The organism is Marinifilum sp. (genome assembly GCF_965230805.1).
Taxonomy (GTDB): Bacteria; Bacteroidota; Bacteroidia; order Bacteroidales; family Marinifilaceae; genus Marinifilum.
In genome coordinates this window covers 1,096,019-1,115,479 of sequence record NZ_OZ246019.1, presented here as the reverse complement: position 1 = coordinate 1,115,479, position 19,461 = coordinate 1,096,019, and the positions used below count along the sequence as shown (strand labels likewise).

Below are 19,461 nucleotides of genomic sequence, written 5' to 3'. Positions count from 1 at the left end.
TTATGACAGCAACAACTGAAATCAATAATATTATTAGCGAAGAGAACTTGGTTTATAAGAAGACTGACGTTCTTTTAGATAACGAAATGCACTATTGCCCTGGTTGCACACATGGTGTAATCCACAAGGTAATTGCCGAAGTTATCGAAGAAATGGATATTCAGGATAAAACAATTGGTGTTTCGCCTGTGGGTTGTTCTGTATTAGCCTATAATTATATAGATATCGACTGGCAACAGGCAGCTCACGGACGTGCTCCGGCTTTGGCTACAGCTACAGCTCGTTTAATGCCTGATAAATATGTTTTCACCTATCAAGGTGATGGCGATCTAGCATCAATTGGATGTGCTGAAATTATTCATGCTTGTAACCGTGGCGAAAACATTGTAGTTGTATTTGTAAACAATGCAATTTACGGTATGACAGGTGGTCAGATGGCACCAACTACTTTGGAGGATCAGGTAACGGCAACTTCTCCATACGGACGTGATTGTGCTTCTACTGGCCACCCAATGAAGATTAGTGAAATGGTTAGCTTGCTTCCAGGTACACGTTTTGTTACTCGTCAGTCAGCCGAAACTGCAGGTGCGGTTAGGAAGTTGAAGAAAGCGATCCGTAAAGGATTTGAAAATTCTAGAGAGAAAAAAGGTCTTTCTTTCATCGAAATTGTAGGTACTTGTAGTTCTGGTTGGAAATTATCTCCAACTCAATCTAACGAGTGGATGAAAGAAAATATGTTCCCGTATTATCCATTGGGTACATTAAAAGATGAATAGAACTCCATTTTAAATCAATAAAAACTGTAAAAAAATGACAGAAGAAATTATCATTGCAGGATTTGGTGGTCAGGGTGTACTTTCAATGGGTAAAATTTTAGCTTACTCGGGGATTATGCAAGATCAGGAAGTATCATGGATGCCATCGTATGGTCCTGAGATGCGTGGAGGTACTGCTAATGTAACAGTAATCTTGAGTGATGACAGAATTAGTTCACCTGTTTTGAAAAAGTTTGATACCGCTATCATCCTGAATCAACAGTCAATGGATAAATTTGAAAACGATATTAAACCAGGAGGAACATTGATATATGATCCAAACGGTATTACCCGTCATCCTGAAAGAGAAGATATAAACATTTATAAGATCCCTGGAGCTGCACTGGCTGCAGAAATGGGAAATCCTAAGACTTTTAACATGATTATTTTAGGAGGTTTTTTAAATGTGAAACCTATTGTTAAAATCGATAATGTTAAGAAAGGTTTGGAGAAATCATTACCAGAACGTCATCACAAATTAATTCCATTAAATATTGAAGCCATTCAAAAAGGAATTGATAGTGTTGAGACCATATTAAGTTTGTAATTAAAACAGACCTAACTATTTATTTCAATAGAAAAGAGATTGTCCCACTTGGATAGTCTCTTTTGTTTTTTACATGATTTATCGGTAGATGTATTCGCCAAATTATTTTTTATGCCAGTTCTATTATGAAACGAGCATGATTAAAATAATTATTTGGATCTGGTGGCTCCCATCTGGCTAATGGGGAAAATTATAAACAGATGAGTGATTTTTAATTAAGGGGAAAAAACACAGGTATAGCCATAGTTACAGCGATAATTTTAATAGAATAACAGAACACATCACTAACAGGGTTTCGAACACTGTGAAAACCTTTATTAATGGTATTGCCGGATGGGGTCTTGCAAAACTACCCCAATTATATAAGAAAGATATAGAAACGCCCAATTTGGGTGTCACTACAGACAAAACATGAGATTGATTTCATGGGAATAGTGGTATATGATGGTGATCGAATAGAAACTTTTGGCTTAGAAATGGTATAATATGTGATTTGAGATTAAAAAAAATCAAAATATTTTTCAATTTCCTTTGCGGTTTAAAAAAAATATCTACCTTTGCACTCCGATTCGGGAGTGTAGTGGTTAGGCACGTTGATCGAATCGGCATTTCAATATGAATTGTATAAGGTTTTAGGGTTAAAAAAGTTTCGTATTGGAAATCATTTTGGGTTAGGAAAAGGCAGGTGGGGACCTGCCTTTTTGTTTTTCTATCAGCTTTAGTATATAATGAGTCTAAATTGGATTTAGAGTTTAGTCAAGTCAAAAAATAGAACCATAGACTTTGTCTGGGCGAGTTTTTATAAGGAAGGATGCATCTTTAGCAGGATTAAGAACACTGTAAAGACCTTTATTAAAAGTATTGCAGGGTGGCTGTTGCAAAGCCCCAATTATATACGAACCTTGTAGAGGTACCCAATTGGGGTGTCTCTAAGAACAAAAGAATGAGACTGTAATTTTATGTTGATACTGACATGATTACTTTTCGTAGAAATGCATCTCTTTTAGATACTTGTAAGCTGCTTCGGGCATGAAAAAAGGAATCTCTTTCTTTTCCTTGATTGCCTTACGAATGAAGCTAGATGAGATCTCCATCAGAGGAGCTTTAATCAAATGAATTGTGCCGTTTAATGTTACATCATCATCTTTGAAGCCAGGTCTCGGATACACGTATAAATCATGTTCTTTCAGAATTTGTTCATAGTTTTTCCACTTTTCAAAGCTTTTTAGATTGTCGGAACCCATAATCAAGGAAAGATGGTAATCGCTATGTTTCTCTTTTAAGTAGGTTAATGTATCTATTGTATAGGATGGTTTTGGCAAACCAAACTCTATATTTGACACTTTTAGTTTGGGATATCTTTCTATAGAACGATTTACCAGTTCCAGACGATGATAATCGTTTAGCAAACTCCCTTTTTGCTTAAAAGGATTCTGAGGACTTACCACAAACCAGATCTGATCTAAATCGGAGTATTCGGCCATATAATTTGCAATGGCCAAATGTCCAATATGAATTGGATTGAATGATCCGAAGTATAATCCAATTTTTAACTTCATGCCTATTGCTTAATGAATTCACTTAAAGTATTCTCCGCTTCTTTCAAAGCACTCTCAAGATTGTCGTTTATAATCACTTTATCAAACTGATCGGCAAAGCTCAATTCAAATTTAAACTTTTTGATTCTTTCAGCAATTACTTCTTCAGAATCTGTTTTACGACCTCTCAAACGCTTCTCAAGTTCTTCGATTGAAGGAGGTTGTATGAATACAGCCAAAGCATCATCCTTATAATATTTTTTGATGTTTACTCCACCAACAACATCTACATCAAAAACAACATTGTTGCCTCGATTCCTGATGCGATCAATTTCACTTTTTAGGGTTCCATAGTAACAATCATCATACACTTCTTCCCACTCAAGGAACTCCTCATTTGCTATTTTTTGTTTGAACTCTTCAATGCTTAGGAAATAGTAGTCCTTACCATTTATTTCAGATCCTCTGCTGGCACGACTTGTAGCCGATACAGAAAATTCAAGATTAAAATCTTGTTTTAGCAAATGGCGAACGATTGTGGTTTTACCAGAACCACTTGGGGCAGAAAAGATGAATAATTTACCCGACATATTAAGTTGTGTGTTGTTTTTAAATTTATAAAAAAGCGCAGAGTTTATTACCCTACGCTACTGTTGAATTTTGGATTTATCTTACAAGACGTTAAGAAGTTGTTCTTTGATTTTTTCTAGCTCGTCTTTCATCTGAATTACGATTTTCTGGATATCAGAATCGTTGGCTTTAGAACCCAAAGTGTTGATTTCTCGACCAATTTCCTGACCTATAAAACCAAGTTTTTTACCGATAGAATTGCCATTTTTAGCAGTTTCGATAAAGTACTTGCAATGATTTGCCAATCGAACCTTTTCCTCGGTAATATCTAATTTCTCAAGATAATAGATGATTTCCTGTTCGAATCGATTCTTATCAACATTTTGCTTTTCAATAAAATCATTTAAGTTATCGTTGATTCTTGTTTTTACAGTTTCAATTCGATTTTCTTCGTATTGAGGAACTTCTTCCAATAGTTTTTCGATATTGGCGATTCTCTCAAAAATATCTTCCTGTAAGGCTTCACCTTCTTGTTTTCTGAAAGCATTCAGGTCAGAAATTGCGGATTTAAATCCTGTAAAAATCTGATTCCATTCTTCTTCGTCTAACTCTTGATGTTCTGTTTTTAAAGCATCAGGCAGTTTTACAATGGTCTGGAGAATAGGTTCCTGATTTAATGGAATGTCCAGTTCTGTCGAAAGTTCCTGAAGTTGCTGGTAGTAGGCTTCAACAATAGGTTTGTTGATTTTGGTTTCTTTGTCAGCACCCACACTTTCAATAAAAATAGAAAGTTCAACTTTGCCACGTTCAAGTTGATTCTTGATTTCGTTTCGAAGAACTAAATCTTTTTCTTTGTAAAGATTCGGAATTCTGGTATTTATATCCAGTTGTTTGCTGTTTAGAGATTTAATTTCGATGGAAACCTTTTTGTTTTCCAACTCTAAAGTGGCTTTACCAAAGCCAGTCATCGATATTAACATATTCGAAATATTTATTTCCGCAAAGGTAAGAGAATGAAATGGATTTGCAAACCGAAGAGTTTGATCATGCTACTTCGATTATGTACTTTTAGCTTGTTGGATGTTGAATGATTGATTTGCTTTTCCATTTTCCGGTAAGATAATACAAATAGGATAGAAGCGCTCCCATCGACCATCCGAATGGAATCGACCACCAAATCCCGGTTTCTCCAATTTCTGCAGAAAGAAAGTATGCCCCGGGAATTCGAATTATCCATAAAGAAAACAAGGTAATAAACATGGGAATGAGAGTATCTCCGGCACCACGTAAAACTCCGTTAGTGGTGAATAAGGTAGAGAACAGCAAATAAAACGAACTTACAATGATCAAGTATTTTTCACCTATGGCAATAACATTTGGATCTGTTGTAAACATTTTCATGAGTTGACTACCGAATATCACAATAATTGCAGTCATTAGCAGGCAAAACAGATTTGACATGAAAAATGTAGCCTTGAATCCTTTTCGAACCCTGTCTATTTTATTTGCTCCAAGGTTTTGTCCTACAAAAGCCGCAACAGCCTGAGAAAAGTTCATGGCAGGCATCATGGCCAAAGAATCAATTCGGCCGGCTGCTGTATAGGCTGCAATTACATCTGTGCCAAAGGTGTTCACAATTCCGAGTAAAGCCATCATACCCAATGCAACAAATGTATGTTGAACTCCGGATGGCAATCCAATTTTCAAACTTTTTATGAACAGCTCTTTGTCGAAAACCAATTTCATCAACGAGAACTTCATGATTTTATGGGTGCGATTCAAATAAATGATTCCTGAAATAAAAGCACCTCCTTGTGCAATTACCGTAGCCCAAGCCGCCCCGGCAATTCCCCATTTAAATATCATTACAAAAAGAACATCGAACAATATATTGAATACTGATGCGATGATTAGAAAGTAGAGTGGTGTTTTAGAATCTCCCAATCCACGAAGAACCGAACTTGTACCACTAAAGCCAAAGAACAAAATCATACCTGCCATGTATACATTCAGATATGTTGTTGCTTGTGGTATTAATTCAATTGGTAATTGCAACAAAAGAAATAGCTCTTTGCTGTAATAAATACCAAGAATGGAAACGACCAATCCTGCAAAAAACAGAAAGATGTACATGGTATCAATCGAACGCTTAACGCTTCCAATATCTTTGGCTCCGTAAAACTGAGAAATTACAATCGAGAATCCCGAGCCAATGCCAATTAACAATGCAATTAGGGTAAAAATAATGGGAAATGATGCACCCACCGATGCCAGAGCTTCCTTACCCAAAACTTTACCAACAACAATGCTGTCAACAACATTATACAGTTGTTGAAACACATTACCCAATAACATGGGTAAGGTAAAATTGAAAATAAGTTTGCTTACATTTCCGCTTGTAAAATCTTTCATTCAGCTTTTTTGTAGAACTATAAAGCTCTCAATTTTATATTCATTCTCAAAACAAATATTTAAAAGAGGTTTATCGTTAAGCACGCTCGCTTAATTCTAACCACCTTAACTCTTTCTCATCAATCAAGTTGATTACCTCTTCAATTCTACTTGCTTTTTGCATCAGCTCATCGGTTGATAAAGAACCTGAGCTCATTGCAGATTCCAATTCTTCTTTCTCCGAACTTAATGCCTCCAAATCAACTTCTAGCTTCTCAAACTCTCGCTTTTCGTTGAATGATAGTTTTTTTGCGGTATTGTTCGATTTGGGTTTTTCCTTCTTAGGTTTAGCAGGTTTCTCGATTTTCTTGAGCTCTTTTTCCTCCTCGCTAATTGTATTTCGGTATATTGTGTAGTTGCCTGGGAAATTCCTGATTTTACCCATTCCTTCGAATGCAAACATCTGATCAACTACTTTATCCATAAAGTAACGGTCATGAGAAACAATGATTAAACAACCTTTAAAGTTCATCAGGTACTCTTCCAGTACATTCAGGGTCATGATGTCCAAATCGTTGGTAGGCTCATCCAAGATCAGGAAATTTGGATTTTTCATCAAAACTGTCATTAAATACAAACGACGCTTTTCCCCACCACTTAATTTCGATACATAGTTGTACTGTGTCTTTGGAGGGAACAGGAAGTATTCAAGGAATTGTGAGGCCGACATTACCTTTCCATTACCAAGATCGATGGATTCAGCAATGTCCTTGATTACATCAATAATTCTTTCATTTTCGTTGATGGTGATTCCATCCTGCTTGTAATAACCGTAAATTACCGTTTCTCCTATTTCTATTGTTCCGGCATCTGGTTCAATATTTTGGGTAATAATGTTTAGGAATGTTGATTTACCTGTCCCGTTTTTACCAACAATACCAATTTTCTCGCCACGTTGAAACTTATAGCTGAAATCTTCCAGAATTTTTAAATCACCAAAACTTTTGTACAAACCTTCCAGTTCTAATATTTTCTTTCCCAGTCGAGCTGATTTGATATCCAAATCCATACTTTCCTCTTTAAAACCAGAGGCTGCCTTTTTCTTCAGCTCATGAAAAGCATCAATACGATATTTCGCCTTTGTACCTCTGGCTTGTGGCATTCTGCGCATCCACTCCTGTTCGGTTTTCAAAAGCTTTTGTGCTTTGCCTACCTCGGCATTCATGTTTTCAATTCTTTCGGCTCTTTTATCAAGGTAATAGGAATAATTCCCTTTATAAGTATAAATGGAATTGGTATCCATTTCGATGATTTCATTGCATACTCTGTCAAGGAAGTATCTATCGTGAGTTACCATAAGAAGAGTTCCTTTCGATTTGTTCAGGTACTCTTCTAACCACTCAATCATTTCCAGATCCAAATGGTTGGTTGGCTCATCAAGAATCAGAAAATCCGGGTCGGTAATCAATACCTTGGCCAGTCCAACTCTCTTTTTTTGTCCACCCGAAAGCTGGCCAATTACTTGATTGAAGTTGGTGATTTTCAATTTCGATAGAATTTGCTTGACTTTGTTTTCGTAATCCCATGCCTTGTATTGATCCATTTTTTCTAGGATCTCAGACATTTTCTCTTGATCATTTTCTCCAATTACTTTTTCGTATTCACGGATTACAGAAAGAACTGGATCATCAGAATTAAAAACTTCGTTAAGAACTGTATTGCCCTTGTCCAGATCCGGATTTTGTTGTAAATAAGCCAATTTGATATCGTTACGAAAAATAACATCACCGGAATCCTGAGAATCTAAGCCGGCAATAATATTTAGAAGAGAAGTTTTGCCAGTGCCATTTTTTGCGATAAGAGCAATCTTTTGACCTTGCCCAACTCCAAATCCAATTCCTTCAAATAAGGTAAGATCTCCGTAACTTTTGCTAAGGTTTTCAACCTGTAAATATGATATCATATTGTTCTTTGCTATAATTAAGAATGCAAATTTAAGAATAAGAATCTCAATACTTACTTTTCTGCATGTAAATAAGATTTTTCGATAGAGTTTATTATTTTCGTTCGTTCGCAAAAGAATAAACAGAATTAATATGCGCAAGAAAGAAAGGTTTGAAAAAGTAATTGCCTGGTTTCAGGAGAATATGCCAATTGCCGAAACCGAATTGCATTATACCAATCCATATGAATTATTGGTAGCTGTAATTTTATCAGCACAGTGTACCGATAAAAGAGTGAATCAAATCACACCACCATTGTTTGATAAATATCCAACAGCCTTTGATCTGTCACATGCAAGTCAGGAAAACATTTTCGATCTGATTCGATCATGTTCTTATCCAAACAATAAAGCCAAACATTTATTAGGGATGGCTAAGATGTTGGTGGAAGATTTCAAAGAAGTAGTACCTGATGATGTAAAAGAATTGCAAAAACTGCCAGGGGTTGGACGAAAAACTGCAAATGTTATTGCTTCGGTGGTATATGATAAACCTGCCATGGCTGTGGATACTCATGTTTTTAGAGTTTCGGAACGGTTGGGATTAACGACCAACTCAAAAACTCCATTAGAGACCGAAAAGGTTTTGGTAAGTTATTTTCCCGAAGAATTGATTGCAACAGCTCATCATTGGTTGATTTTGCATGGCAGGTATGTTTGCCTGGCTCGGAAACCCAAATGTAAAGCTTGTGGATTGAAAGATTATTGCAGATACTTCCAAAGAGAAGAAAAGAAGAAAGAAAAGAAATAGAAAGCCTCGTTTTTGAGGCTTTAATATTTTATAAGAACAGGAGAAGGCTAACTGCCATTACTGCCATTCCGGCAATTAAACCGTAAATTGCATTGTGGTGTTCACCGTACTCCTCGGCTGTAGGCAAGAGCTCATCCAGTGAGATAAAGACCATAATTCCAGCCACACCTCCAAATAACACCCCAAATATCGTGTTGCTTAGTCCAAGCACCGAATAGATTAGGATGAATCCGATTAGAGCACCAATAGGCTCGGCTAATCCGGAAAGGAATGAAAGCAAGAAGGCTTTCTTTTTACTTCCCGTGGCGTAATAAATCGGAACAGAAACTGCAATTCCCTCAGGAACATTATGGATGGCAATGGCCACCGCAATTGGAATTGCAATGGTAGGATCGGCCAATGCAGCAGCAAAAGTCGCTAAACCTTCCGGAAAGTTGTGAATGGCAATGGCCAATGCAGAGAATATCCCCATTCTCATTAGCTTTTTGTTTTTGATCTTTGCCTCGTCAATATCTTCTATCTTTTTTACCTCATGGGGATTTTCAAAGGATGGAATCAACTTATCGATGATTGCAATAAATAGTATTCCTCCAAAAAACGAAATTACAGTGTACCAAGTTCCTGTTGCTTCTCCATGATCTGCCACCAGTGCCTCTTTGGCTTTCTGAAAAATTTCAACAAGAGATACATATATCATTACACCAGCAGAAAAACCAAGCGATAAGGATAAAAATTTTGTGTTTGTGCGTTTTGCGAAGAAAGCAATTGCACTTCCAATACCAGTTGCCAAGCCTGCAAACAAAGTCATTCCAAAAGCTATTATAAGTGTTGAAGTAGAATATTCAATTTCCATCTAATATTTTTAAGTCTGGTTATAGTTTTTGATTCGAGTAAATATAAATAATTAGTTGGAATAATTATAAACAAGAATATTAACATCTTGTTTTGATTGAAAGCATGTCGTAAATTTAATTCATTACAAGTTAATTATAAACTTTAAAACAATTTGTTATGGCTTATATTATTTCAGATGATTGTACCGCCTGTGGTTCATGTATAAATGAGTGTCCGGTAGAAGCAATATCAGAAGGTGATATTTATGTTATAGATGCTGATACCTGTATCGACTGTGCGGCATGTGCAGATGTTTGTCCGGTTGATGCAATTTCAGAGGGAGATTAGAATGAGTTAATAGATTGATTATTTGGGAGGAACCTTTAGGGGGTTCCTCTTTTATTTTGTCCTAATTAAAAAAAGTGATAAATTGAATACGGAATTTAATATTCTAATCAGCAAATTATTAGGGACCTAAAATAATAACTATAAACTAAGCCAATTCATAGGGAATATTGGTTTGTTTTGATTCTACTAACTAAAAAAACCTTTAAATGAAATTACTATTTTTAAAATCCACAAAATTATTGAGTTTAAATCAAATTGATCAATTTTGATTTGATTTTTAACAAAGTCCTTATTTAATCGACGATAAGGATTCAAAATACTGACCTTTATCTCTCTAGCCTTGAGATCATCCACTAGTAAATTTATCTTAATACAAAGGCAGTGCATTTATGTGTAAAACAGTAATACAGTTTATTTGAATTAAGCTGTAATAAGGATAGGTGTAGAACTGTGTGTATTGTTCTCGTTGACTCTATACAAATACGGATGTATCGAGGATATTTTTTCGGGAAATTCCCGAACTTCACAAATGAAATTCTAGCTAAAAATTAAATTTATGAAAAGACTGATATTTATTGTTTGTGTTATTATCATATCTATTCAACTGATAAATGCCCAAACAAAACAGATTTCAGGTACGGTTACAAGTGCCGACGATGGCCTGGGTGTGCCGGGTGTTTCGGTAATAATTAAAGGAACTACTTCAGGTACCAGTACTGATTTGGACGGAAAGTATACGCTTGAGGTTCAAGCTTCCGATATAATAGTATTTAGTTTTGTCGGTATGATTACGCAGGAAATACCTGTTGGGAAACAAACTATGATCAATGTTACTTTAAAGACTGAATCTTTTAATGTGGATGAGGTTGTAGTAACTGCGGTTGGTATAAAAAGAAATGCAAGAAGTCTATCATATTCTGTTCAAAAGGTTGATGGTGATGATTTGGAGAACAAAATAGAAACAGATGTTGTGCGTGCGCTTAGTGGAAGAGTAGCAGGAGTGAATGTATCTGGTTCTGGTGGAGCAGCAGGGGCATCAACGAATATTGTGATCCGCGGGAACTCATCGGCATTGGGAAATAATCAGCCTTTGTTTGTGGTAGATGGAGTGCCATTTGATAACTCTAACAATTCTAGTCAGAATTTGACTATTCATGGTTCTACCTATTCGAACAGAGCATTGGATATAAATCCTAATGACATTGAATCAATGTCTGTACTAAAAGGAGGCGCAGCTGCTGCTTTGTATGGCTCTCGAGCTTCTAATGGTGTAATCATTATAACAACCAAATCAGGTAAAGACACTAAAGGAAAAGTTAATGTAAGTTATACTACTACTATTGCTTTTGAGAATGCGGCTAAATTACCGGATTATCAAAATGAGTATGGACAAGGAGCAAACTTCCAGTTTAACTCTGGATACTTTGGAACCTGGGGACCAAGGTTTGATGCTCCGGATTTAGATGGTAATGGTGATGGTGTTGGAGGAAGTGGTTTGCTGTTTGACAATAATGGTACGATTTCCTATGTAAATCATCTTGGAGATGTTGTTCCTTACAAAGCTTTTAAGGATAATGTAAAAGACTTTTTTGAGACAGGAATAGTATTTGAGAACTCTGTAACCATATCAGGAGGAGACAAAACATCTGACTTTTTAATTGCTGGTACCAGTAGTAATAACGATGGATTTATTCCTCATACCGGTTTGGATAAGTATTCTTTGAAGGTGAAAGGTAATCATAGGTTTGATGAAAAGTTTAGGGTAGGTGCCTCTTTATCTTATACAAATACAACTCAAAAAGGTGTTCCTATTGGTGGATTTGGTGTAACCAATACCAATGTATTTGGTCAGTTATGGATATTACCGCGTAGTTATAATTTAACCGACTTTCCATATATTGATCCTGTAACACAAGAAAACATTCATTATAGGACAGATTTCGATAATCCGTACTATTTGGCAGAACAGAATACGTACAATAGTGTTGTGAATCGTGTTAATGGGTATTTTGATGCACAATATGATTTTACAGACTGGTTAAGTTTATCGTATAAGTACGGATTTAATACGTATACCGATGATAGGGATCAAACCTATGCAAGATCAACTCAGTTCAATGATGGTAAAGGAGCTATTTTATTTGATAATTTCAGATTTACTGAAATTGAGCAAACAGGATTACTGACTTTCAACAAAGATTTGAACGAATCGTTTAACTTGACAGCCATTGCCGGTATAAGTATTAATGAAAGAAAAACTGATCGTATGGTTGTATTTGGTAATGATATCATTGTGCATGGTATAAGAAATATTAACAACACGAAAAATGTAGTACCTGTTGATGACAGTGGTTCGTCTAAAAGAAGGTTGGTTGGAGCTTTTGCTGATGTAACTCTGGGTTATAAAGGGTATGCATTCTTAAACCTAACAGGCCGTAACGACTGGTCATCTACATTGCCAACATCCAAAAATAGTTATTTTTATTCTTCAGCTACAGGTTCGGTAGTATTAACCGATGCTCTTGACTTCAGATCCAATACGCTTAGTTATTGGAAAGTATACGGAGGTGTTTCCAAAATTGGGAATGACGCAGGAGCTTATTTAACACAAACTACTTTTACCACCAGTCCTGAATTTGGAGCTAACATTGCGAACTTACAGTTTCCTTTTAATGGTGTGGCTGGATTAGCTTTTGGCAACAGTTTGGGGAATAATGATCTTTCACCTGAATTCACAACTGAATATGAGATTGGAACGGATGTTCAGTTTTTTGACAACCGTATTGGATTTGATTTTACATACTATGATAAAGTAACTACGGATCAGATTTTTAGCGTGGCTGTTCCTGCATCAACAGGTTACATTTCTAAAGTGCTAAATGCCGGGGAAATTACAAATAAAGGTGTAGAGGCGAATTGGCGATAAGAGGTGTTCCTATTTTTAATCCAAATGGATTACGTTGGGATGTCAATTTAAATTACAGTCAGAACAAATCTGAAGTAAAAGAATTGTTTGGTGAGATAGATGAAATTAGTGTAGGAACCGGCTTTACAAGCTTGGGCTTTGTTCAAAAGGTTGGAGAAGCTTATGGTGTAATCAAAGGTACCAAACACAGACGTGATGACGAAGGTAACCTGTTAATTAATCAAGATACTGGTTATGCTATGACCGATACAGAACAAGGAGTTATCGGTGACCCTAATCCTGATTTTGTCGCATCCCTTTCTAATATGTTTTCTTACAAAGGAGTAACACTTTCTTTCTTGTTGGAATATAAAAAAGGTGGCGATCTTTATTCTAATACTGTAAATGACTTACGAGCCAGAGGTGTGGCTGAAGAGACTGCGGTTAATCGCGAAGCAGGTCGCATAATTAGAGGAGTTGTTGCTGATCCTACAGATCCTTCAAAACCATTATTAGTTAATGGTAATAAGGTTGTAAATGACAGAATTATTACAACTAACGATTACTATTTTAGAGGCTTCCCTGCGGGAGAAGCATCAATATACGATGCAACTACTTTCCGACTAAGAGAACTAACAATTGCTTATACCTTACCGAAAAAACTCTTACAAGGCACTCCTTTTGGTTCGGTTACGGTATCTGCATTGGGTAGAAACTTATGGTTTTATGCTCCTAATATTCCTCATATTGATCCTGAAACCAATGGTTATGGAGCAGGTAACAGGCAAGGTATAGAGTATTACTATTTGCCTAATGCCAGAAGGTTTGCCCTTAGTTTAAAAGTGACATTGTAATTATTAAAACTTATGACAATGAAAAAGATATTATATAAAATATTTGCCTTTATTATTGTATATGCAGGAGTTATTTCCTGTAGTGATTATCTTGATATTAATCAGGATCCAGATAATCCTGAAGAGGCCACCATTCTTGATATAATGCCTGTTGCACAAGCTTCATCAGCATTTGCAATTTCTCAAGATTTTAATCGAGTAGGTTCTGATGTTGTGCAATACTTTGTTGGACGTCATGATGCCTGGACTGTTACTCCAGCTACAGCAAGTAATACTTGGAGGTTTACCTTATATGCCGGTGCATTAAAGGATTTAGAAACTATAATTGAGAAAGGTACAGAATCGGAAGATTATCATTTTGTTGGTATTGCAAAGCTTTTGAAAGCTTATTGCTTTAATCATATGGTTGATCTATGGGATGATATACCTTACACTGAAGCTTTGAATGATGATATTGAATCTCCTGTTTTTGATGATGGAGCTGCTATTTATGACAATCTTTTTACCTTGATTGATGAAGCTATTCTTGATTTAGGCAAGACAAATACAATAAGTTTGAGTGAAGTTGATTTCATTTATGGAGGTAACGTTGCAGCTTGGATTCGAATGGGAAATACCTTAAAATTAAAGATGTATCTTCAATTGCGCCATGTTGATACAGCTAGAGCCAAAGCAGGTATTGAACAATTGGTTGCAGCAGAACAAAGCGCTCCAGGTACAGTATTAATTACTTCTGCCAGTCAGGATTTTAATTTTTATTACGGAACAAGTACTGCTCCTGAAAATAGAAATCCTGGATTTAAAGCAGATTATGTAACTAAAGGGGAAGCTTATGTAAACACTTTCTTCTATACATTTATGACAGACAATAATGACCCACGCGTTCCTTACTATTTTTTCTTGCAGGGTGATGATTTTGAAGGACGTGTTGAGGGAGATCCTGCACCTACAGGAAATGATGCCGGAACACGAAGTGTACAAGGAATTTATCCTTGTGGTGGTAAGTATGATGATGGGTCTGGAGGATCTGTTAGTGGTTCTTCTGCTGATGGAGACGGAGAATTTCGTATGCTAACCAGTTTTATGAACTTATTCATGCAAGCAGAAGCTGCTTTAAGTATTAACGCAACAGTCTCTTCTGATGCAAGAACTCTGTTTGAAAATGCGATTCGTCTTTCGTTTGCGGAAGTTAATGCATTAAGTGCACCGAGTATTGCTGCTGCTGACATTGACACGTACGTAGCTGCACGTTTGGCAACATATGATGCTACAACAACTAATGAGGAAAAAATAGAATTGGTTATTGAGGAGAGATGGATTTCTCAGTTTGGAAATGGTTTGGAATCTTATAGCGATTTGCGCAGAACAGGTTATCCTGACTTGCCGGCTCCGGTTCAAACTAATAACGTATTTCCAAACAGATTCCCATATCCGGATACTGAATTGAGTTCTAATCCAAATGCACCTGAGCAGCCTGAAAATAATGTGAAGGTTTTCTGGATGCAATAAAAATGGTTTAGCTTATAATTTAATTTAGAGATTATGAAAAGATATATTTATTTATTTGTAATTGTGGCAACTGTTTTTAGTTGTTTGTTTACAAGTTGTGATGATAACGAAGATAAGTTTTCAGATGTAATGGATGGAGCTGATTTAGGAAGTGCCATTCCGTTTACTAAATTCCAGACTCCTAAAATTTTCGATGTTACGGATTTAGGTAACTATAAAATGGAATTTGAGCTTAATGTAGGAGCAGTCGGTGAAGGATTGACGTATAAGAGTATTATTGTCAATAAAAGCTTTAATGGTGGCGATACTATTCAGCATGATCAAATTGCAGCTGCTGATATTCCTTTTGTATTAAGTATAACTGCTGCTGATGCAATTACTGGATTTGAAGGAGTTACAATTGATAATGTAAAGGGTGGAGACTTTATTGATTGGATATTTTTGGTGGAATTTGCTGATGGTACAAATGGAAATTATGCTGACGAAGCGGCTAATAGTTTTCCTAATTTTACATCATTTTTTGCTTCACCACTTGACTTTGAATTTGCGGATAGTTATACGCAAACTGTTCTGGAAACCAATGTACCTAACTTGGTAACTTCAGTGCTTGAAAATCAGACTATTTCTACAGTTCCTGGGACAGCACGTTCGCAATACCTTGTTCAGGATATTTCTTGTGGAATTCTTAATGCTGCATTTGGTATTGGTGATTTGAATTACCGTTTATTTTATATTGGAGATAACAAATTTGCCTTAAATGCAGGTTCTGAGGCATTTCCAACAGCAGTTTTATTTGCTGGAGATGTTGAGTTAGACCCAGCTACAGGTGTAATGAACTTTGATGTATTTATGACCGATGCAAGTTGTTGTGGTCTTGCTGGTATGACCGTTAAGTTTAAGATGGAACCTAATAATTAAAATAAATCGAGATAAGATAAAATGAAAATAAGGGCAAGCTCTCCTAAAGAGTTTGCCCTTATTTTTGCTATTTCTTCGAGTAATATTGCTTAAAACCCATTCAACTCCATAGTTACAGTTGGGATCAGGAGTAATAATCCCAGCAGTATCAGAATTACCATAAATCCACCAATCCATTTTACCCACTTGTCGTAAGGAATTTTGGCTACACCTAATACACCGATTAAAACTCCTGATGTTGGTGTGATCATATTGGTAAATCCATCACCAAATTGGAAAGCCATAACAGTAGCTTGGCGCGATACTCCAATCAAATCAGAAAACTGCGACATCATTGGCATTGTTAATGCAGCTTTCGCTGATCCTGATGGGATAATTACATTAATAATATTTTGGATTAGGTACATGATAGAGACCGATGCCATCTTACCAAAATCATTCATCGATTGGGAGATGTAGTACAAAATGGAATCGATAATATTACCCTCTTCCAATACAATTAGAATACCGCCCGCTAAACCAACAATCATTGCAGCAGAAAGAATATCTCTCGATCCTTCAAGAAACAAGTTGGTGATTTCGTTGGCAGTGTTGTTAAAGGCAATACCCGAGAAAATACCCATGGCAAAGAATAGCGTTGCTATTTCCATGATGTACCAACCATAGCCCATTACACCAACAATCAGGTAAATAATTGTGAATAGTAATAGGTTAAGAATATAGAAGTGAACCGACTTACGAAGAGATATCAGACCTAGAACTGCGAATAATCCTGTAACAATAGGCAGTACATAAGTTGTCATTTCCGAATTACCTACTTTTAAGGTGCTTTGTGGATAATGAAAAGAAAATACCAACATTGTAATCAGAAGAATAAAATACGTAGCCCAAGCTGCCTTAGGGGTATAATACTCCAATTCCTCCATATCTATATCGCTTTGTTTTCTCCAGTATTCGTCATTGGTATAAACCAATGATGCTTGCGGGTTTTTGCGAATTTTAGCCGCATATCGTAATATAAATGCAAAACCAATTGCATTAATTACCAGCCAGCAAAACAAACGGTACTCAATTCCTGAGAACAGTGGTAGGTTCGATAATCCTTGAGCGATTCCAATGGTAAAAGGATTTAGAAGAGCCCCTGCAAAACCAAGTCCGGCTGCCACAAAGCAAATGCAAACACCTACAATAGAATCGTATCCCATTTTAATGGACATTGGCACAAAAATAATTACGAATGCAATGGTTTCCTCGCTCATCCCGAATGTGGCACCAAAGGCACTAAACACCAACATGATTAGGGTGAGGATGATGTTGTTGACCCCGATTTTCCGAATGGTTCTATTCTTTTCGAGTTTTTGTGTAAACTTTAAAAATGAGTAGATCCCTACATCAATTGATTTACTGGCATTCATAATCCAAAAGGCACCTCCAATCACCAAAATAAACATGATAATATCGGCCTTGTCAACAAAACCTTTAAAGAATGATGAGAAAATTTCCCAGCTTTGTCCCTGACTTTCGGTTTGATGATATGAACCCTGAATAATTACCTCGCGGTCGGTACCATTCACATTTACTGTGGTGCGTTCGAATTCTCCCCCAGGAATAATCCAGGTTAATATGGCAGATAATACAACGATTGCAAATACAATTACATAGGTATGGGGTATCTTTTTAAACATATGAGTTGATTTAGATTGTGTTTTCTTGTAAAAATAGAAGCGTAAAAATAGGAAAATCTGTAAAGAAAATGTGATGGATATTAAATTTAAAGAGCAAGTTGAAAAGGTTTGCAAATTGATCATTTTTACCTAATATTTGCATGATAAATTGAATGAGTGATGAATGAAGTGTTTCAATTTAATTGCTCATTTTTCGTTGATTATTACTAATTGTATTTAGCATGAAACTGTTAATAAGTAACATAAAAACTTTAGTTCAGGTTGAGGAAAATCCACGAAAGTGGGTGGCTGGAACCGATATGGCAAATTTGAACTGCATTGATAATGCATACCTGCTAATTGAGGGTGAAAAGATATCTGATTTTGGTAAGATGGAAGATCTGCCAAATTTCGATGAAATAGAAGGATTCGATCATGTTGAAGAGATTGATGCTACCGGTCGCATGGTGTTTCCATCCTTTTGCGATTCGCATACGCATTTGGTATATGCAGGTAGTCGCGAAATTGAGTATACCGACAAGATTAAAGGCCTTTCGTACGAAGAGATTGCCAAGCGCGGGGGGGGAATTTTAAATTCGGCAAAGCGCATGCACAATGCCACCGAAGATGAGCTTTACGAAGCTGCCATGGAGCGCATTCACGAAATTATCAGCATGGGAACCGGTGCAGTTGAGATTAAAAGTGGATATGGTTTGACAGTTGAAGATGAGTTGAAGATGCTTCGGGTAATCAAGCGAATTAAAGATACTACCCCGCTTACCATTAAATCGAGCTTTTTGGGTGCTCATGCGGTACCTGCCGAATACAAAGGGCGCCAGGGAGAGTATGTTGATTTGGTAATTAACGAAATGATTCCTTTGGTTGCGGCTGAGGATTTAGCCGATTATATTGATGTATTTTGCGATGAGGGATTCTTTACCGTTGAAGAGACTGATCGGATCCTAAATGCGGGAATGAAGTATGGTATGCGTCCTAAAATCCATGCCAATGAGCTGGATTACTCGGGCGGTATACAGGTGGGTGTAAAATACAATGCACTTTCGGTTGATCATCTTGAGTTTGTGGGCGAGGAAGAAATTAAATGTTTAAAGGGTTCTGAAACCATGCCAACCGTATTGCCTGGAGCAGCTTTCTTCTTAAACATGGTTTGTTCGCCTGTTCGCGATATGATGAATGCAGGATTACCTGTTGCTTTGGCATCTGACTTTAACCCGGGTTCATCTCCATCAGGAAATATGAAATTTATCATGTCCTTGGCATGTATCAACTACAAAATGTTGCCACAAGAGGCGGTTAATGCCACAACCATTAATTCGGCTTACGCCATGGGCGTTCAGGAAGAGTTGGGAAGTATTGCACGCGGTAAAATAGCCAATGTATTTATCACCAAAGAAATTCCATCGCTTGAGTTTATGCCATATGCCTACGGCAGCAACCTGATTGATGCTGTTATTTTAAGAGGGCAGAGCTTGTAAAGGCTCAAACAAGAACTTGTCATACCCCGGCTCCAAGCAAGCCGCAAATTTCAGAGTACGACTTGATACATGTCATGCTCTGACTCTAAGCAAGCTGCAAATGTCAGGGTATGACTTTCAAATATGCCCCGACTCCAAGCAAGCCGCAAATTTCAGAGTACGACTTAATACATGTCATGCTCTGACTCTAAGCAAGCTGCAAATGTCAGGGTATGACTTTCAATTATGCCCCGACTCTAAGCAAGTCGCAAATGTTGGCATACGACTTAATAAACACTCCAGCTACACCAGGAGGCATTCCCAAATGCCATATTACGCT

16 protein-coding genes are annotated in these 19,461 nt (G+C 36.7%); 9 read left to right on the top strand and 7 right to left on the bottom strand.

All coding sequences use genetic code 11. The features are described from left to right. The first annotated feature begins 2 nt into the window (after positions 1-2). On the top strand, positions 3-776 hold the full coding sequence (locus ACO05S_RS04275) for a thiamine pyrophosphate-dependent enzyme (RefSeq protein WP_421920304.1): 774 nt from the start codon (positions 3-5) through the stop codon (positions 774-776). A 34-nt stretch (positions 777-810) separates the two neighbouring features. After that, the gene (locus ACO05S_RS04270) at positions 811-1,362 is read left to right on the top strand and encodes a 2-oxoacid:acceptor oxidoreductase family protein (RefSeq protein ID WP_421920303.1); all 552 of its coding nucleotides are present in this window, start codon (positions 811-813) and stop codon (positions 1,360-1,362) included. Positions 1,363-2,339: 977 nt separating this feature from the next. On the opposite strand, the gene nadD is transcribed toward ACO05S_RS04270, so the two are convergent. The 5 genes from nadD to ACO05S_RS04245 all read right to left on the bottom strand — a co-directional run bounded on the left by nadD (position 2,340) and on the right by ACO05S_RS04245 (position 7,824). Beyond that, positions 2,340-2,921 (bottom strand): nicotinate (nicotinamide) nucleotide adenylyltransferase, encoded by a 582-nt coding sequence (gene nadD / locus ACO05S_RS04265; RefSeq protein WP_421920302.1) that lies wholly within the window; start codon positions 2,919-2,921, stop codon positions 2,340-2,342. A 2-nt stretch (positions 2,922-2,923) separates the two neighbouring features. Continuing rightward, positions 2,924-3,490, bottom strand: a complete 567-nt coding sequence (gmk, locus tag ACO05S_RS04260) for a guanylate kinase (RefSeq protein ID WP_421920301.1) — start codon at positions 3,488-3,490, stop codon at positions 2,924-2,926. A gap of 81 nt (positions 3,491-3,571) precedes the next feature. Further along, the gene (locus tag ACO05S_RS04255; protein ID WP_421920300.1) at positions 3,572-4,450 is read right to left on the bottom strand and encodes a YicC/YloC family endoribonuclease; all 879 of its coding nucleotides are present in this window, start codon (positions 4,448-4,450) and stop codon (positions 3,572-3,574) included. 88 nt (positions 4,451-4,538) lie between these two features. Beyond that, positions 4,539-5,882 carry an MATE family efflux transporter gene (locus ACO05S_RS04250; protein WP_421920299.1) on the bottom strand — a complete coding sequence of 448 codons (1,344 nt, stop codon included), beginning with the start codon at positions 5,880-5,882 and terminating at the stop codon, positions 4,539-4,541. A 76-nt stretch (positions 5,883-5,958) separates the two neighbouring features. Then, the gene (locus ACO05S_RS04245) at positions 5,959-7,824 is read right to left on the bottom strand and encodes an ABC-F family ATP-binding cassette domain-containing protein (RefSeq protein ID WP_421920298.1); all 1,866 of its coding nucleotides are present in this window, start codon (positions 7,822-7,824) and stop codon (positions 5,959-5,961) included. A gap of 133 nt (positions 7,825-7,957) precedes the next feature. Here ACO05S_RS04245 and nth point away from each other — a divergent pair, with 133 nt between their 5' ends. Beyond that, a complete protein-coding gene (gene nth, locus ACO05S_RS04240; protein WP_421920297.1) occupies positions 7,958-8,614 on the top strand; it encodes an endonuclease III in 657 nt (218 codons plus the stop codon). A 28-nt stretch (positions 8,615-8,642) separates the two neighbouring features. Here the strand turns inward: nth and zupT are convergent, their stop codons facing one another. Then, complete coding sequence (gene zupT, locus ACO05S_RS04235; protein WP_421920296.1) at positions 8,643-9,467, bottom strand: zinc transporter ZupT; 825 nt, start codon at positions 9,465-9,467, stop codon at positions 8,643-8,645. A 158-nt stretch (positions 9,468-9,625) separates the two neighbouring features. On the opposite strand from zupT, the gene ACO05S_RS04230 reads away from it, so the two are divergent. The 5 genes from ACO05S_RS04230 to ACO05S_RS04210 all read left to right on the top strand — a co-directional run bounded on the left by ACO05S_RS04230 (position 9,626) and on the right by ACO05S_RS04210 (position 15,982). After that, entirely contained in the window at positions 9,626-9,796 is a 171-nt protein-coding gene (locus tag ACO05S_RS04230) for a DUF362 domain-containing protein (protein WP_421920295.1), read from the top strand. A gap of 556 nt (positions 9,797-10,352) precedes the next feature. Then, positions 10,353-12,722, top strand: a complete 2,370-nt coding sequence (locus ACO05S_RS04225) for a SusC/RagA family TonB-linked outer membrane protein (protein WP_421920294.1) — start codon at positions 10,353-10,355, stop codon at positions 12,720-12,722. Next, positions 12,713-13,555: a hypothetical protein gene (locus tag ACO05S_RS04220; RefSeq protein WP_421920293.1), complete on the top strand. Its 843-nt coding sequence runs from the start codon at positions 12,713-12,715 to the stop codon at positions 13,553-13,555. Before ACO05S_RS04225 ends, ACO05S_RS04220 begins: the two co-directional genes overlap by 10 nt. 18 nt (positions 13,556-13,573) lie before the next feature. After that, positions 13,574-15,064: a SusD/RagB family nutrient-binding outer membrane lipoprotein gene (locus ACO05S_RS04215; RefSeq protein WP_421920292.1), complete on the top strand. Its 1,491-nt coding sequence runs from the start codon at positions 13,574-13,576 to the stop codon at positions 15,062-15,064. Between the two features lie 33 nt (positions 15,065-15,097). After that, complete coding sequence (locus tag ACO05S_RS04210) at positions 15,098-15,982, top strand: hypothetical protein (RefSeq protein ID WP_421920291.1); 885 nt, start codon at positions 15,098-15,100, stop codon at positions 15,980-15,982. An 89-nt stretch (positions 15,983-16,071) separates the two neighbouring features. On the opposite strand, the gene ACO05S_RS04205 is transcribed toward ACO05S_RS04210, so the two are convergent. Then, complete coding sequence (locus ACO05S_RS04205) at positions 16,072-17,667, bottom strand: YfcC family protein (protein WP_421920290.1); 1,596 nt, start codon at positions 17,665-17,667, stop codon at positions 16,072-16,074. Between the two features lie 221 nt (positions 17,668-17,888). Here ACO05S_RS04205 and hutI point away from each other — a divergent pair, with 221 nt between their 5' ends. Continuing rightward, the gene (hutI, locus tag ACO05S_RS04200) at positions 17,889-19,142 is read left to right on the top strand and encodes an imidazolonepropionase (protein WP_421920289.1); all 1,254 of its coding nucleotides are present in this window, start codon (positions 17,889-17,891) and stop codon (positions 19,140-19,142) included. Positions 19,143-19,461: the final 319 nt, after the last annotated feature.

Bases quoted from the DNA above. Each gene is read 5' to 3' on its own strand.
- ACO05S_RS04275 (WP_421920304.1), top strand. From the start codon at position 3: ATGACAGCAACAACTGAAATCAATAATATTATTAGCGAAGAGAACTTG.
- ACO05S_RS04270 (WP_421920303.1), top strand. From the start codon at position 811: ATGACAGAAGAAATTATCATTGCAGGATTTGGTGGTCAGGGTGTACTT.
- nadD (WP_421920302.1), bottom strand. From the start codon at position 2,921: ATGAAGTTAAAAATTGGATTATACTTCGGATCATTCAATCCAATTCAT.
- gmk (WP_421920301.1), bottom strand. From the start codon at position 3,490: ATGTCGGGTAAATTATTCATCTTTTCTGCCCCAAGTGGTTCTGGTAAA.
- ACO05S_RS04255 (WP_421920300.1), bottom strand. From the start codon at position 4,450: ATGTTAATATCGATGACTGGCTTTGGTAAAGCCACTTTAGAGTTGGAA.
- ACO05S_RS04250 (WP_421920299.1), bottom strand. From the start codon at position 5,882: ATGAAAGATTTTACAAGCGGAAATGTAAGCAAACTTATTTTCAATTTT.
- ACO05S_RS04245 (WP_421920298.1), bottom strand. From the start codon at position 7,824: ATGATATCATATTTACAGGTTGAAAACCTTAGCAAAAGTTACGGAGAT.
- nth (WP_421920297.1), top strand. From the start codon at position 7,958: ATGCGCAAGAAAGAAAGGTTTGAAAAAGTAATTGCCTGGTTTCAGGAG.
- zupT (WP_421920296.1), bottom strand. From the start codon at position 9,467: ATGGAAATTGAATATTCTACTTCAACACTTATAATAGCTTTTGGAATG.
- ACO05S_RS04230 (WP_421920295.1), top strand. From the start codon at position 9,626: ATGGCTTATATTATTTCAGATGATTGTACCGCCTGTGGTTCATGTATA.
- ACO05S_RS04225 (WP_421920294.1), top strand. From the start codon at position 10,353: ATGAAAAGACTGATATTTATTGTTTGTGTTATTATCATATCTATTCAA.
- ACO05S_RS04215 (WP_421920292.1), top strand. From the start codon at position 13,574: ATGAAAAAGATATTATATAAAATATTTGCCTTTATTATTGTATATGCA.
- ACO05S_RS04210 (WP_421920291.1), top strand. From the start codon at position 15,098: ATGAAAAGATATATTTATTTATTTGTAATTGTGGCAACTGTTTTTAGT.
- ACO05S_RS04205 (WP_421920290.1), bottom strand. From the start codon at position 17,667: ATGTTTAAAAAGATACCCCATACCTATGTAATTGTATTTGCAATCGTT.
- hutI (WP_421920289.1), top strand. From the start codon at position 17,889: ATGAAACTGTTAATAAGTAACATAAAAACTTTAGTTCAGGTTGAGGAA.